General features: G+C 64.1%; 13 protein-coding genes. 5 read left to right on the top strand and 8 right to left on the bottom strand.

Annotated elements, in window-relative coordinates; all coding sequences use genetic code 11:
- Nucleotides 1–4 precede the first annotated feature (4 nt).
- The 3 genes from pbN1_RS01895 to pbN1_RS01905 form a co-directional block, all read right to left on the bottom strand.
- Complete coding sequence (locus tag pbN1_RS01895) at nt 5–1,324, bottom strand: TRAP transporter large permease (RefSeq protein WP_169203405.1); 1,320 nt, start codon at nt 1,322–1,324, stop codon at nt 5–7.
- A complete protein-coding gene (locus pbN1_RS01900; protein WP_169203404.1) occupies nt 1,321–1,842 on the bottom strand; it encodes a TRAP transporter small permease in 522 nt (173 codons plus the stop codon). Before pbN1_RS01900 ends, pbN1_RS01895 begins: the two co-directional genes overlap by 4 nt.
- A 121-nt stretch (nt 1,843–1,963) precedes the next feature.
- Complete coding sequence (locus tag pbN1_RS01905) at nt 1,964–3,013, bottom strand: TRAP transporter substrate-binding protein (protein ID WP_244857117.1); 1,050 nt, start codon at nt 3,011–3,013, stop codon at nt 1,964–1,966.
- A gap of 415 nt (nt 3,014–3,428) precedes the next feature.
- Here pbN1_RS01905 and pbN1_RS01910 point away from each other — a divergent pair, with 415 nt between their 5' ends.
- Both pbN1_RS01910 and pbN1_RS01915 read left to right on the top strand, forming a co-directional pair.
- The gene (locus tag pbN1_RS01910; RefSeq protein ID WP_169203403.1) at nt 3,429–5,753 is read left to right on the top strand and encodes an aldehyde ferredoxin oxidoreductase C-terminal domain-containing protein; all 2,325 of its coding nucleotides are present in this window, start codon (nt 3,429–3,431) and stop codon (nt 5,751–5,753) included.
- A 215-nt stretch (nt 5,754–5,968) separates the two neighbouring features.
- Nucleotides 5,969–6,691 carry a BON domain-containing protein gene (locus tag pbN1_RS01915; protein WP_169203402.1) on the top strand — a complete coding sequence of 241 codons (723 nt, stop codon included), beginning with the start codon at nt 5,969–5,971 and terminating at the stop codon, nt 6,689–6,691.
- A gap of 65 nt (nt 6,692–6,756) precedes the next feature.
- Here pbN1_RS01915 and pbN1_RS01920 read toward each other — a convergent pair whose 3' ends face one another.
- Nucleotides 6,757–7,395, bottom strand: a complete 639-nt coding sequence (locus tag pbN1_RS01920) for an NAD(P)-dependent oxidoreductase (RefSeq protein ID WP_169203401.1) — start codon at nt 7,393–7,395, stop codon at nt 6,757–6,759.
- A 111-nt stretch (nt 7,396–7,506) separates the two neighbouring features.
- Between pbN1_RS01920 and pbN1_RS01925 the strand changes: the two genes are divergently transcribed.
- Together pbN1_RS01925 and pbN1_RS01930 are read left to right on the top strand one after the other, a co-directional pair.
- Nucleotides 7,507–8,415: a LysR family transcriptional regulator gene (locus pbN1_RS01925; RefSeq protein ID WP_169203400.1), complete on the top strand. Its 909-nt coding sequence runs from the start codon at nt 7,507–7,509 to the stop codon at nt 8,413–8,415.
- 98 nt (nt 8,416–8,513) lie between these two features.
- A complete protein-coding gene (locus pbN1_RS01930) occupies nt 8,514–8,912 on the top strand; it encodes an RNA-binding S4 domain-containing protein (RefSeq protein ID WP_169203412.1) in 399 nt (132 codons plus the stop codon).
- A 12-nt stretch (nt 8,913–8,924) separates the two neighbouring features.
- On the opposite strand, the gene pbN1_RS01935 is transcribed toward pbN1_RS01930, so the two are convergent.
- The 4 genes from pbN1_RS01935 to pbN1_RS01950 all read right to left on the bottom strand — a co-directional run bounded on the left by pbN1_RS01935 (nt 8,925) and on the right by pbN1_RS01950 (nt 12,530).
- Nucleotides 8,925–9,257 (bottom strand): thioredoxin family protein, encoded by a 333-nt coding sequence (locus tag pbN1_RS01935; protein WP_169203399.1) that lies wholly within the window; start codon nt 9,255–9,257, stop codon nt 8,925–8,927.
- 142 nt (nt 9,258–9,399) lie between these two features.
- Nucleotides 9,400–11,499: a TonB-dependent receptor gene (locus pbN1_RS01940; RefSeq protein WP_169203398.1), complete on the bottom strand. Its 2,100-nt coding sequence runs from the start codon at nt 11,497–11,499 to the stop codon at nt 9,400–9,402.
- Between the two features lie 307 nt (nt 11,500–11,806).
- A complete protein-coding gene (locus pbN1_RS01945; protein ID WP_169203397.1) occupies nt 11,807–12,238 on the bottom strand; it encodes a PaaI family thioesterase in 432 nt (143 codons plus the stop codon).
- Between the two features lie 67 nt (nt 12,239–12,305).
- Nucleotides 12,306–12,530, bottom strand: coding sequence for a hypothetical protein (locus tag pbN1_RS01950; RefSeq protein WP_244857119.1), 225 nt, complete (start codon nt 12,528–12,530; stop codon nt 12,306–12,308).
- 416 nt (nt 12,531–12,946) lie between these two features.
- Between pbN1_RS01950 and pbN1_RS01955 the strand changes: the two genes are divergently transcribed.
- Nucleotides 12,947–14,005, top strand: a complete 1,059-nt coding sequence (locus tag pbN1_RS01955; protein WP_169203396.1) for a GGDEF domain-containing protein — start codon at nt 12,947–12,949, stop codon at nt 14,003–14,005.
- Nucleotides 14,006–14,020: the final 15 nt, after the last annotated feature.

Here is a 14,020-nt window from a genome sequence, read left to right on the forward strand (position 1 = left end):
GGCTTCATCCTATTAACCGGACCAGAAACAGCGTCAGGACCGGGAAGAAAACCAGCAGGACGACGCGCAGCGCGTCCGACATCAGGAACGGCACGATGCCGCGGAAAGTCGCCGACATCGGGACGTTCTTCGCCATGCTGTTGATGATGTAGACGTTCATGCCGACCGGTGGCGTGATGAGGCCGACTTCGACGACCATCAGCGCGAGGATGCCGAACCAGATCGCCTTCTCGGTTTGATCCAGGCCCCAGAAATCGAGGCCCAGAACCATCGGCAGAAAGATCGGGATCGTCAGCAGGATCATCGACAGGCTGTCCATGACGCAGCCGAGGAACACGTAGATAACGATGATCGCGAACAGCACCAGGAGCGGCGGCAGTCCCGAGCCCGAGACCCAGCTCGCCAGTTCCGCCGGCATCTGCGTCAGCGCGAGAAACACGTTGAGCACGTCAGCACCGAGCAGGATCAGGAAGATCATCGCGGTAGCTTCGGCGGTCGAGTACAGCGACTCCATCAGTCCGTCGAGGCGCATGCCCTTCGCGACCGCCAGCACGCCGGCGCCGATCGTGCCCACCGAAGCCGCCTCGGTCGGCGTAAAGATGCCGCCGTAGATGCCGCCGATGACGATGACGAAAATCGCCAGCACCGGCCATACGTCGATCAGCGCACGGACCCGCAGCGCCACGCTCTTGCGTTCGGCGGCCGGTCCCGCGCCCGGATCGAGCCGACAGTACAGCGCGATGACGGCGATGTAGCCGAGGGCGGCGATGATGCCGGGAATGAGCGCCGCGGCGAACAGCTTGGCGATGTTCTGCTCGGCGAGGATCGCGTAGATCACCAGCACAACCGACGGCGGAATCAGGATGCCCAGCGTGCCGCCGGCGGCGAGCGTCGCCGTCGCGAGTGCCGGCGAGTAATTGAGCCGGCGCAGTTCCGGCAGCGCGACCTGACCCATCGTCGCTGCCGTCGCGAGCGACGAACCGCAGATCGCGCCGAACCCTGCACAGGCGCCAACCGCCGCCATCGCGACGCCGCCGCGGTAATGGCCGATCATCGATTCGGCCGCGCCGAACAGCGCTTTCGACAGGCCGCCGCGCGACGCGAAGCTGCCCATCAGCAGGAACAGCGGGACGACCGACAGATCATAGATCGAATAGCGCCCGTAGGCGGCGGTCTTCAGATAGCTGAGCAGCGGATCCCAGCCCGCCATCGTGACGTAGCCGGCAACCCCGGTGATCAACATCGAGATCGCGATCGGCACCCGCAGCGCCAGCAGCACCAGCAGGAAAACGAAGAAACTTGCACCGATAGCCGTACCGCTCATGCTGGCTGCTCCCGGAATTTCTGTGATGACGTGTAAAACGCGGTCGCTGCGAGCAGCGCGAAGGACGGCGACATCAGCACGTACGCATACCAGGTGGGCACGCCGAGCAGCATCGAGGTTTCACTGCTGGCCCTGAGATCGACCGTGCCGATCGTCATCCGCCAGGCCACGATCGCGGCGCAGATCGCGAGCAACAGCGCACCGAGGCCGTCGAGCCGGGCCCGAATACCGGGGCGCAGGCCGGTCGTGAAGAAGTCGACGAACACGTGGCTGCCGCGCATCTGGCCCCAAGGCAGGAACGCGGCGACCGCAACGGCGGAACCGAGCTGCACCAGTTCGAAGTCGCCGAGCACCGCGTTGCCGGTCAGCGCGCGGCTCGCGATGCTCAACACCGACATGATGCTGACCGCGACCAGCACCAGTCCGCCGGTCGCAGCGAACGCGCGGGAAAGAAAGAACAGTGAGCGACCGATCGCGTCCTGCGGCGGACAGATCGGCGTTGCAATGGGTTCGGACATTTGAAGTCTCCCGGTGAGGCGATCCCGGCCGGCGGACGGATTCGTCCCCGGACCCGCAGACCGCGGGTCATGTGGCCGCGACGCGAACGGTGACGGTTCGCATCGCGGAGTGCCGAATGCTTCAGATCGGGTCGTGCTTCTGGATCAGATCCTGCGCGCTCTTGAGCAGCGCCTTGCCGTCGTATCCCTTACCCGAGACTTCGGAGACCCAGGAGTCATAGACGTGCTGGCCGGCCGTCTCCCATTTCTTGAGTTCGGACGCCGGAATGACGTTGAACTGGTTGCCGCGGTCCGACGCCAGTTTGCGTGCGGCGGTCGCCGACTCGTCCCACACCTTGCCGACCCACGCCGACGCGTCGGCTCCGCCATTGGCGTCGATGACCTGCTTCAGGTCGGCCGGCAGGCTGTCGTACTTCGCCTTGTTCATCGCAAAGATGAACGCCCCCGTGTAGAGCGCTCGCGCTTTCGGGTCGCCTTCGCTGTGGAACTTGACCAGCTCGTGAGCCTTTACTGCCGGAACGACTTCCCACGGCAGCATCGCGCCGTCGATGACGCCTTTGGACAGCGCCTCGGAAACCTGCGGCACCGGCATGCCGACCGGCGTCGCCCCGAGCGCGGCGAGGAACTTGTTCGTCTGGCGCGTCGGCGCCCGCAGCTTGAGGCCGCGGAAGTTCGACTGCTGGGTGATCGGCCCCTTGACGAGGTGCAGCTGGCCGCTGTCATGAACGTGGAAAAGGATCGGGTGAACGTCCTTGAACTCCGTCTGGTCGAGCTTGTTCACCGTGACGTATTCCCACAGCGCACGGCTCGACAGTTCAGCGGTCTTGATCATGAACGGCAACTCGAACACTTCGACCGCAGGGAAGCGCCCGGGGCTGTACCCGGGCAGCGTCCAGACGATATCGGCAATGCCGTCGCGCGCCTGGTCGATCAGCTGCGCCGGCGTGCCGCCGAGTTGCATCGCCGGGTAGATCTGGCATTTCAACCGGCCGGCCGATTCCTTGTTGATCTTGTCGCACCACGGCGTGATGAACTTCGCGTGCGCCGTCGAACCCGGTGGCAGGAAGTGATGCACCTTCAGCGTCACTTCCTCCGCCGACACTGCACCAAACGCCAGCGCCATCGCCGCCCCGGCCACTACCCTCATTCCAGCTGAAATACCCTTGCTCATCTGCTCCTCCGGTGTATCGGTCCATGGTTCTTATTTTTCTGCACGATAGGCCTGAGGTAGACCCCCCACAACACGGAGAGTCGCCTATTTTCGCTTCAATTGATGAATATCAAACAATTTACGATATTCACAAACGTCTCTTGCAAGTAACCTCCGGAGCGTGTCCCCTCAGTAGCGGAGGAGCCCGGTGCACTCTCGCGCTCGCGGTTGAAGCACGCGCCTGACTGCGTCGGTTACGGTCACAGCGGTAATCCTGGAGCAGAACGCCGGACCCTCGAATTTGCGGGCATTTGCGTTGCCGGCTTGCCGCAAACCGTCCATCGCGGCAGAACCTGCATTTCTTGCCGTCATTGTTTGACGTCAAACAATTTGCTCCCTATACTTCGAACCACCCTTGATTGCCACGGACACGCCAATGAATATCAGGACGAAGGTCGAGCAGTTGTGCGCCAGAATGCATGACGAGCCCCAGTTCCCGACGCAGGGCCTGACCCTGTTCGTCGATCTCGAACGGCGCGAAACGCGCCGCAAATACCTGCCGCGCGACGTGCTCCAGACGTTCCTCGGCGGCCGCGGCGCGAACATGTACCTGCTCTACAACCTGCTGCAGGAAGAGCGCGACGCCCTCGATCCGGAGATCCCGCTGATCTTCGGCGCCGGAACCCTCACCGGCGACATGCCCGCCGCGACGCGCGGCAACTTCACCAGCCGCTCGCCCGAAAGCGACGCGATCCTCGACGCCAACGGCGGCGATTACTTCCCGTCCTTCGTCAAGCGACACGGCTACGATCATATCGTGCTGTACGGCCTGGCGCCGCAATGGACGCTGCTGCGCATCGCGCACGACGAAGTCCAGTTCCTCGACGCGACGCCTTACGTCGGCCTCGACAACCTCGAGATTCCCGGCGCCATCGAGCGCGACTTCGAGTGCACCGAACGCAAGGACATGGCGCTCGCCCGCATCACGACCGCCGGCGAAAACCTCGCGCTGTGCAGCGGCATCATGGGCGGCATCAAGGCAATCTGGGCGCGTGGCGGCGGCGGCGCGAAGATGGGCGCGCTGCGCCTGAAAGCGATCATGGTGCACGGCAAACCCGGCGAAGCGCCGAAAGCCAAGGAGCTGAAGGACCACAACAAGGTGATCGGCAAGAAGATCACCTCGACCTCGGTGATCAAGAACGCGTTGAAGCAGGTCGGCACGCCGTTCCTGTACAAGCCTTCGCGCGTGCTCGGCGCACTGGGCACGATGAACAACCAGAAGACCGCCTGGCACGACTCGCTCGACGCCGACAACTTCGACCCCTACCGCCCCGGCATGGACGGCTGCTACAAGTGCCCGGTGCATTGCCGCAACCTCAACGACATGACGCCCGAAGGCAAGGGCGGCTGGGGTTCGGCGGCGCTGAAAGGCCTGAAGGGCAATGCGAGCTACGACAAGGCCCAGGCGGATGTCGAGCACAAGAAGCAGCGCACCTACAACGGCATCCACAACGACGGCAAGTTCGACAAGTACGACAAGGGCGACGGCCCCGAGTACGTCACTGTCGGCAAATTCGGCCCGATGATCGGGCTGAGGGAGCCGGAGCACGTGCTGCGCCTGAACAACATCCTCAACGACCTCGGCCTGGACTCGGCCTCGACCGGCAGCGCAATCGCATGGGCGATGGAACTGTGGCAGCGCGGCATCATCGACGCGAGCCACACCGGCGGCCTCGACCTGTCGTGGGGCAACTACGAGACTGTCGAAAAGCTGCTGTTCATGACGGCCAAGCGCGAAGGCTTCGGCGACACGATCGCGGATTCGTCGCGCGCCGTCGAGCGGGGCAAGTATCCCAAGGAAGCGCTCGACTACCGCATGGCGGTCAAGGGCCTGTTCCAGTCCGACCCGCACGATGCGCGCATCCTCAAGGCGTTCGCGCTCGGCCTGTCAGTGGCGACGCGCGGCATGGATCACCTCAGGAACCGCGTGACGCTCGAAATCAACGCGCGCATCAACGACGACGCAGCATTCAAGACCGAACTCTACGGCGGCACTGTCTCACCTCAACCGAACCGCTACGAAGGCAAGGAGTTCGCGGTGCGCCGCTGCGAGAACACCTTCGCCGTCGGCGACTCGGTCGGCATGTGCCGGTTCAACACGAAGCTGTTCAACTCGCCCTCTACTCCCGACTGCGGCGACTTCGCAACACAAGTGTCGTCGGCAACCGATCTGTCGTTCTCCGCTGACGAACTCAACGAGATTGGCCGCAACATCACCGGCATCGAGCGGCTGTTGAACTTCCGCCTGGGTCTGCGAGGGAAGGACGACACGCTGCCGCGGCGTTGGTTCGACGAGGAAATCGAGGTCGGGCCGTTCAAGGGCGAGAAAATCGACCGCAAGGAATTCGAGGCGATGAAGTCGCGCTTCTACACAGTCACCGGCTTGAACACCGAAGGTGTGCCGGCCGCGGACTGGCACGAACAACTCGCCCACACGATGACCGGCTTCGCCGTGCGCGTTGAACTGCCGAAGCCGATTCCGGGCGCTCCGGACAAGGATATCGTCATCGATGAGCCGGTATCGAACGTGATCGCGCTGCGCGAAGCCCTGCGCCGCCGGTTCCCGGAAGCGCAGGAGGAACTCGGCGATCATTCGTGGAACGTCGCGGTCAATGGCCGCATGGTACTGTCGGGCGAACGCGAGACCGCGTTGAACGACGGCGACCGGGTGACGCTGGTGCCGATCATCGCCGGCGGCTGAGGTCACGGCCGCCGATCGGCCGCGGCCGGACAGTAAAGACGCCACAGCGCCCCGCCAGCAACGGGGCGCTGTGCTTTTGGGGGCCGGATCGGTCGACCCCGCGTTGCCATCCCGCCTGCTGTCACTACCCCCACCATTGCGGATCGCGCCACTCCGGGTTCGTTGTCTATGATCAGACAAACGGCCCTACCGACATTACCGAAGGAGACGGGATCATGCAGACGAAAGACGACATCGTGCGCCGCGTTCTTGCCGCACTCGAGCGCGGAGCGCATATCGATCCCGTCCTTCATCCGCTCGAGGTGAGCGCCACCGCGGGCGTGGTGACCCTGTCAGGCGAGGTGCCGGGAATCGCGAGCAAGCGACGCGCGGTTGCAGCTGCCACAGGGGTCGAAGGTGTGCGGGCAGTGATCGATCGGCTGCGGATTCCACCGGCCGTGGAGGCAGGCGACGGGGCGATCCGCGACGCGGCCTGCAAATGGATTTCGCGGGACGTGGATTTCTTCAACTGCACGCTGCGCGCCCTGAGTTCGGGGCGCCTGGAAGTACTGCGCGACGCCGGCGCCGATCCGAGCGGCGCCATCGATATCGCCGTCGAGGACGGCGTGATCACGCTGAGCGGCTACGTCATCAGCCTGTCCCACAAACGCCTGGCAGGCGTGCTGGCGTGGTGGGCGCGAGGCTGTCGCGACGTGGACAACGCGCTCGAAATCAGGCCCGCGGAAGAGGACAGTGACGAGGAAGTCGTCGAAGCGATGCGCCTCGTGCTCGAAACCGACCCGCTCGTGCATGCGGAGCAGATCGCCGTCGGCAGCCACGATTTCGTCGTCACGCTCCAGGGCGTCGTCTCTTCCGAGGACGAACGCCGGCGAGCCGAACTGGACGCGTGGTTCCTGCACGGCGTCAAGCGGGTGACCAACGAGATCGAAGTCCACTAGCAGCGGCGCCGAGGCCGGCCCACGCCGGCCCCTGACCACCGACGCGGTACGGGGGGACGCAATGCTCAGTAGCCGACCGTGAAACGCCGCCGTGAATGGACCGGCGCTTCAAGCTCGTCGATCATCGCGACCGCATAGTCCTCGAGCGAAATGCGGCTGTCGCCCTTTTCGTCCTGCAGCAGGTGATCGGTGCCCAGGCGAAACTTGGCGGTCCGCTGCCCGGGTTCGAGATACGCCGACGGGCTCAGCATGGTCCAGTCAAGTTCCCTCTCGGCGCGCAGCATGTTCAGCGCCTGGCGGGCACCTTCGGCGCTGTCCTTCCACTGCTCGGGGAATTGCGGCGTGTCGACCAGTTGCAGCCCTGGTGCCACTTCGAGGCTTCCCGCACCACCGACGACCAGCAGGCGCGGCACACGAGCCTGCTTCGCGGCGTCGATGACCGAGCCGATGCCCTTCACGTAGTAGCCGAAGATATCGGTCTGTGCGTGACCGCTGAAGGCGCTGATCACTGCTTCGTGCCCCTGCAGCTGCGCGGCCAGTGCCGGCCCGTCGAGAACGTCGACCTTGGCCGCGGCGAGGTTCGCCTGCGGGGCGAGCTTCGCAGGATTGGTCACGAGTGCGGTCACCCGATGCCCGCGCGACAGCGCTTCCTTCAGCAGCGCAGAACCGACAAAGCCAGAGGCACCGATAAGAGCAATGTTCATGAGAATCACCTTTCACGTTGAAGTGAAAGCATCATCGCAGCGGCCATTGTGCGGAAAAACATCAAAGTACAGAACTCACTGTTATCGTTTCACGCACAATCAGGAGCGCCGATGGCGACCGCCGACCACATCGATTTGAATGCCTTGCTCATTTTTGCCGCAGTGGCCGAGGCCGGGGGGTTCACCGCGGCGGCGGATCGGCTCGGCATCGCGAAGGGCAAGGTCAGCCTGGAGGTGAGCAGGCTGGAAGCACAGCTCGGCGTCGGTCTGTTCAGCCGCACGACGCGTCGTGTCGCACTTACCGCCGCGGGGCACACGCTCTACGCGGAGTGCATTCCGCAGCTGCGCGGCGTCGAGGAGGCGCTGACGCAGCTCGGCAGCGGCTCCACCGAGCTGAGCGGAACGCTGCGCATCGGTTGCACGGTGGATCATGCCGTCCAGTCGCTCGCGCATGTCGTCGCCGGATTCGCGGCGCTGCATCCGCACCTGCAGGTCGACCTGCGCACCAGCGACCGGGTCACCGATGTCGTCGAAGAAGGGCTGGACCTCACCTTTCGGCTGGGTTGGCTGCGCGATTCCTCGATGCGTGCGATCAAGCTCGCGGACTTCGAGCAGCGCATCGTCGCCTCTCCGGACTACCTGCGCCGTGCCGGACAGCCGAAATATCCCGAAGATCTCGCGCAGCACGAATGGATCGCGCTAAGCCTGCTGCGGTCACCGCTGACCTGGACATTCACGTCGCCCGGCGGGGAGACGCGCACCATCCGAACCCGGGCCCGCCTGCGGGCCGACTCGTCCGCGGCGATGCGCGCGCTGCTCGAAAGCGGGGCCGGCATTTCGGTGCTGGACCAGTTCAGCGCCGAGCAGTCGTTGCGGAGCGGACGTCTGGTCCGCCTGTTGCCCGACTGGTCCTTGCCGGGCGGCGGCCTGTACGCGGTTTATCCGCCGGGACGGCACCTGCCCGTGCGGGTGCGAAGTTTCATCGATTTCTATCGAAGCTCGCTGCGAACGCTTGTATAACCGCATGATCGGGGTTGCGGGACGCCGCCGACCGCCCGGACGAAACAGCGCTCATCGCGACCCGTGGCGACAAACTCTCAGGACATGTGAACACCAAAATGGCACAGGCCGAAATCTTCGAACGCATGCGCATCGACAAATGGTTGTGGGCGGCGCGCTTCTACAAGACACGCTCACTCGCGAGCCAGGCGGTCGACGCAGGTCATGTCAAGCTCAACGGCCACGCCATCAAACCGGCCCGCGACGTGCAGACCGGAGACACGCTCGAAATCGCTGCCGGCGACGCAGTGTGGACAGTGATCGTGCGCGGTCTCAACGCACAGCGGCGCCCCGCCCCGGAAGCGCGGGAGCTGTATGAGGAGACCGTCGAAAGCAGCGAACGGCGCGCGGCGGAGAAGGAAAACCGCCGGCTGGCGCCGGTACCCGGCAGCGATCTGCGCGGGCGGCCGACCAAGAAGGCGCGGCGGCAGATCAAAGGGTTCGACGAAGGCTTCTGAAGCGCGGGCGCGTCACGCTCCGGTGTCGATCCGTCCGAGCGCCTCGGCGATCGCGTCCGCATCGGCGGGGCGAACCAGGCGGGCGACTTCCCTCCCCTGACTCAGAAAGATCAGCGTCGGCCACAGCTTCACGCCGAACGAGCGACCCAGCTTGCGCCCCTTGCCATCTTCGATCCTGATGTGGCGCACGCGCGGATGGCGGTCGAAGGCTGCGGCAATCGACGGTTGCGCAGCCTGGCAATATCCGCACCAGTTCGCACCGAACTCGACGACGGTGGGGGCCTGCAGCGCATCAATCTCGGCACGATCGGGGGCGGTCGCGGAATAGACGGTGTTCGTCGTCATGTTTTTTCCTCCCGGCAAAGTCTGGTGCCGGAAAGGTACATCAAAAAGCAGACCCGAAGGCTCGCAAAAAACCTTCGGGTCCGCCCGGGGCCGGTCGTTCCGCGGGGCCTCGCGTCGCACCAGTCCCCGGAAGTATCGGCTTTTAGAACGCCGTGCTCAGCGTCAGGCGCGCATTGAGAGGCGCTCCCGGGCTGATGTTATTGTCGCTGTGCGCGGTCGGGAAATATTCCTTGTCGAAGAGATTCTCGACGTTGAGCGCGACGCGCGTCTTGCCGCCGGTGAACGCGTAATACACCGCGCCGTCTACCCGCGTGAAGGACGGCAGTTTCACCGTGTTGGTGAATGACGTATAGCTCGAAGACTGATGCACGACGCCGAGGCCCACACCCCAGCCCTGCCCGATGTCGAAGCGGTTCCAGATCGACGCCATGCGCTCCGGCACGAGGCCGACCTTGCGGCCCTTCGGCGCGCTCGCGCTGGTCTTCGTGATCTCGGCATCGAGGTCCGCGTAGCCGGCGAACACTTGCCACCACGGCGTGACCTGGCCCTGCAGCGCGAGCTCGACGCCTTCGGTGCGCTGCTCGCCGGTCTGGACGAAGAAACCCGGGTTCAGCGGATCGGCGCTTCGCACGTCCTCGCGATCGAGGCGGAACACCGCGGCCGACAGCGTCAGTTCGGGCGCGAGGTCCCAGCGGGCGCCGACCTCGTAGTTGATCGCCTTTTCGGGGTCGAGGTCCGCGGTGTTGACCGCGAGGCTCAGCTGCTCGCCCGAAGGCAGGAACGCGTAGCTGTAGCTCGCGTAGTAGGTCTGCGTCGCCGTCGGCGTCCAGATCAGGCCGAAACGCGGGCTGACTTCCTCGTCGGTACTGGATGCATCGGCGTTCGCGATACGCTTGTCGTCGAAGTCGACCTCGAACTTGTCGTAGCGCAGCCCTGCGAGCACTTTCCACTGGTCGTTCAGCGCGATCTGGTCCTGCAGGTACGCGGCGAACGTTTTCGACGTCACGTTGTTGCTGGCGTCCGTGGCCGTCGGGTTGAAGCCCGTCGCCGCCGCGAACGGATCGCTCGCCGGCACCACCATCGGGTTGGCAGCGAAGGAGGCGCTCTGGCGCTTGTTGTCACTGTCCTGATGGCCCAGCTCGATGCCGGCGAGCAGCGTGTGCTGCAGGCTGCCGGTTGCGAACTTGGTCGTCAGATCAGTCTGGTTGAAGATGTTGGTGCGGTCGTTGGCGTTGTTGTAGCCGCTGAGGCGAAGGTTGCCGGAGCCGTCGATGGCGCTGCCGGCGAAGACGTTCTGGTAGAACTTGTTGTAGTAGGTCACCCGGAAGCTGTTCTTCAGCTGCACGCCGCCGAAGTCGTGTTCGAGGACCGCCGACAGCGCGTCGACGTCGACGCTCGACTCGCTCTGGTCGGCGTTGCCGAAAAAGCGGCTGCGGCTGTCGTCGAACGGCTCGCCGTTCTGCGACGGCACGCCGCGGTCGGCGGTGCGACGGTCATGGAAATGCTCGTAGCCGAGGGTCAGCGCGGTGTTGCCGCCGGGCGTCAGGGTGATCGTCGGGTTGACGCCGTAACGCTCGAGGTCGACCCCGTCACGGAAGCTGTCGGCCCGTTCGGCCATCGCGTTCAGCCGCCACGCGGCAGCGTCGTTGACCTTGTTGCCGACGTCGATAGTGCCGCGCAGCTGATCCCAGCTGCCGACGGTCAGCGACGCGTCGGCGACGCGGCCGAACACCGGGCGCTTCGTCACGCGGTTGACGACGCCACCCGCGCCGCCGCGACCAAACGTCATGCCGCCCGGGCCTTTCAGCACCTCGACGCGCTCAAGATTGTAGAGATCGCGGAAAGTCTGGGCATCGTCGCGGATGCCATTCACGAAGAAGTCGGCGGTCGTATTGTTGCCACGGATCACGATCTGGTCGCGGTTGCCTTCGCCCTGCGCGGCAGTCGCACCCGGCACGTAGCGCAGCACGTCGGACATCCCGCGCATCGCCTGGTCTTCGATCAGGCTTTCCGGCACGACCGTGATCGACGCCGGCACTTCCTTCAATGGCGTGTCGGTCTTCGTGAAGGTCGCCGAGCGGGTGGCGCGGTAACCCTGCACCGGGCCGTCGGCACGCTCGGCTTCGCCCTGGACGAGAACGGGGGACAGCACGGCGTCGGCGGCATGCACAGTGGCATGAGCGCCGCCGAGCGTGGCGAACACGGCCACCGCCGCCGGCTTCATGCGGATCTTGAACGACATCTATCTTGCTCCTTCGTGAATCCTGGCTGGCTGGGAGAGATGTCGCCTGGCTTGCCGTTGACTGGGAAATTTGCGCTAAATGATCTCAGGAGGTGCGACGTGAATAAATGAGAACGCCGCGCATCATAAATGCGAAGCGTTCTCAGCGACAAGAGGTTTCAACGTCAAATTCGAATCGCTGGCGCGCGAGAATGGACCCTGCCCGTTTCGGCCCTTTCGGGCTGCCTCTCGAGAAAACGCCGGGCCGTCCCAAGTTTTCTTGTCCCCCGCGGGGGGCGGAAACGGCAAAGCCGTTTCCTGGGGGCGCTCAGGACTTCGGCCACAGGATCATCTGGGTGCAGCGGAACAGCGCGAGCTTGCGCCCGCTCGCCTCGTCGGTCACGACGGCATCCCACACCTGCGTGCTCTTCCCGAGGTGTTGCGCCGTCGCCACACAGGCGATGCTCCCGTCCCTGACCGTGCCGAGATGGTTGCTCTTCAGTTCGATCGTCGTGAACGATTCGGCGCCGTCCGGCAGGTGCGCCATCGTGCCGTAGCCGCAAGTGGTGTCGGCCAGCGCAACGATGCTTGCCGCGTGGAGAAAATTGTTCGGTGCGAAATGCAGCTGCCTGACCGGCATCCGGCTGCTGAGCGTGCCCTGCTCCATCGAGAGGATTTCGATGCCGAGATAGCCCGGCAGGTATTCGCTGCCGCGCTCGTTGAGCACGTCGAGTGTCACATCGGAGCGGAGTCGGCTCATCACTGTCCTTGGGAAAATGGCCCGGCGACGCGGGGGCCGGGAAATTCGATTGCCGCTTGCGGCCCGCTCAGAACGGCAGTCGGCGCTTCGGAGGCAGCGCAGGTTTTTCGTCCCGCACGGCAGACGCCGCCTTGACCGGCTTGCGCGGCAGATTCATCTCGTCGCGCGCAAACCGGACCTTGCCCTCCAACTCGCAACCGCGCATGCCAGGCGCACAAACCGCGCCCTGCACGCGCTGACAAATTCCCTCCAGATCGTGAGGGCAGCTCCAGGCACTCATGTCGTCAAACACTCCGCTTCAAGATCGGACAAACCGCTTACGCCCCTGGCCACACGACTCGGACAAGGCCTGTCGTGACACTCGGAAACATGGTCAAGAACCGGCCGGGGCGCGAAACACGGCTGTTCGCAGTAAAAAATAACCGGCCACCAGCCTAACGCAACGGCGGCGCCGTCTCAAGAACGACGCCGGATAAATGCGGGTGGACAAGCGATCGTGAGACCTCCGAACCGGGCGTTTGAACGGCAACCAACAAGATCAACCATCGAATCCTGGCCCGGCTGCGTGTGGCCATTGAATCTGCCCAGGGGTAATAGTTGGCATGTAAGGCAAGAAGCACGACAAGGTACGCGCGGGAAAGAGGAAAATCACTCTCCGTAGTGGATATCCTTATATTGGTAAGTTTCCTGACGCAAGCCAACAGTGCAATGAACGAACTTCTTCGACAGGTAGAGAGCATTTCGGCATGTCGCGATCGCGACCTTCTGGCTATAAGCCTGGTCTCGACCTTAAAGACCGTTTTCAGACCCGGTACCGTTCGGCTGTACAGGCTGAGCAGCAATGTCGGCGCCGAATCCCAGGTAACGATTGTGGTCGCCGCTTCCGACGCCGGGGTTGAGTTCCGTGAAAAGGCCGGCGAGGACGAGCGGGGCGAGCCGCTTGCGGCGCATCCGCTGATCGCGGCGGCAGCGCGCGATTCGAGGCCGGTCTGGAAAATCGGAGCGACACACAGCGATTGCGTTTTCCCGTTGCCGGATGCGGGTAATTCCACACTGTGCATACTCGCGGTCATGGGCCTTCCGCCGCTGGTTCAGGTTGAACGCGAAGCGCTCGAGCAATTCGTCAAGATCTACGTGAACTTCATCGGCCTTCTCGATTACAGCGAACGCGACTCGCTGACCGGACTGCTCAATCGCAAGACCTTTGACGAAGCCTTCGACCGCATGCTGGCCAGTATTCCCGTCGAGGCGGCGCTGGAACCGCTCGAGGAACGGCGGGGCGAGCGACCGCTCAATGACCCCCGCTGGATCGGGGTTATCGATATCGACCACTTCAAGCGCGTCAATGACACATACGGCCACCTGTTCGGTGACGAAGTGCTGCTTCGCGTCGCGAACGTCATGAAAACCGTGTTTCGACGGACCGACCGATTATTCCGGTTTGGTGGCGAGGAATTCGTGGTCATGCTCCAGCCCACGCCGCAGGAACACGTGTTCAACATTTTCGACCGTTTCCGGCAGACGCTCGAAAAACATGAGTTCCCGCAAATCGGGCAGATTACATGCAGTCTCGGCTTCACCCGGGTTGATCCGGCGGCCGCCCCGACGGACATCCTCGGCAGCGCCGACCAGGCGTTGTATTTTGCAAAGGAGCACGGGCGCAACCAGACGCGGGACTTCGAGCAATTGGTAGCCGAGGGATTGATTGTCTTGCAGCAGGCCGAGGCGACCCAGACCGGCCCCGATCTCGACGCACTCTTCGGCTAGCGGCTCTGCGCCGGC

It is taken from the genome of Aromatoleum bremense (assembly GCF_017894365.1).
Lineage (GTDB): Bacteria > Pseudomonadota > Gammaproteobacteria > Burkholderiales > Rhodocyclaceae > Aromatoleum > Aromatoleum bremense.

Excerpts from the sequence above, each read along its gene's own strand:
- pbN1_RS01940 (WP_169203398.1), bottom strand. The coding sequence starts at position 11,499 with ATGTCGTTCAAGATCCGCATGAAGCCGGCGGCGGTGGCCGTGTTCGCC.
- pbN1_RS01895 (WP_169203405.1), bottom strand. The coding sequence starts at position 1,324 with ATGAGCGGTACGGCTATCGGTGCAAGTTTCTTCGTTTTCCTGCTGGTG.
- pbN1_RS01935 (WP_169203399.1), bottom strand. The coding sequence starts at position 9,257 with ATGACGACGAACACCGTCTATTCCGCGACCGCCCCCGATCGTGCCGAG.
- pbN1_RS01920 (WP_169203401.1), bottom strand. The coding sequence starts at position 7,395 with ATGAACATTGCTCTTATCGGTGCCTCTGGCTTTGTCGGTTCTGCGCTG.
- pbN1_RS01910 (WP_169203403.1), top strand. The coding sequence starts at position 3,429 with ATGAATATCAGGACGAAGGTCGAGCAGTTGTGCGCCAGAATGCATGAC.
- pbN1_RS01900 (WP_169203404.1), bottom strand. The coding sequence starts at position 1,842 with ATGTCCGAACCCATTGCAACGCCGATCTGTCCGCCGCAGGACGCGATC.
- pbN1_RS01930 (WP_169203412.1), top strand. The coding sequence starts at position 8,514 with ATGGCACAGGCCGAAATCTTCGAACGCATGCGCATCGACAAATGGTTG.
- pbN1_RS01955 (WP_169203396.1), top strand. The coding sequence starts at position 12,947 with ATGAACGAACTTCTTCGACAGGTAGAGAGCATTTCGGCATGTCGCGAT.
- pbN1_RS01905 (WP_244857117.1), bottom strand. The coding sequence starts at position 3,013 with ATGAGCAAGGGTATTTCAGCTGGAATGAGGGTAGTGGCCGGGGCGGCG.
- pbN1_RS01915 (WP_169203402.1), top strand. The coding sequence starts at position 5,969 with ATGCAGACGAAAGACGACATCGTGCGCCGCGTTCTTGCCGCACTCGAG.
- pbN1_RS01945 (WP_169203397.1), bottom strand. The coding sequence starts at position 12,238 with ATGAGCCGACTCCGCTCCGATGTGACACTCGACGTGCTCAACGAGCGC.
- pbN1_RS01925 (WP_169203400.1), top strand. The coding sequence starts at position 7,507 with ATGGCGACCGCCGACCACATCGATTTGAATGCCTTGCTCATTTTTGCC.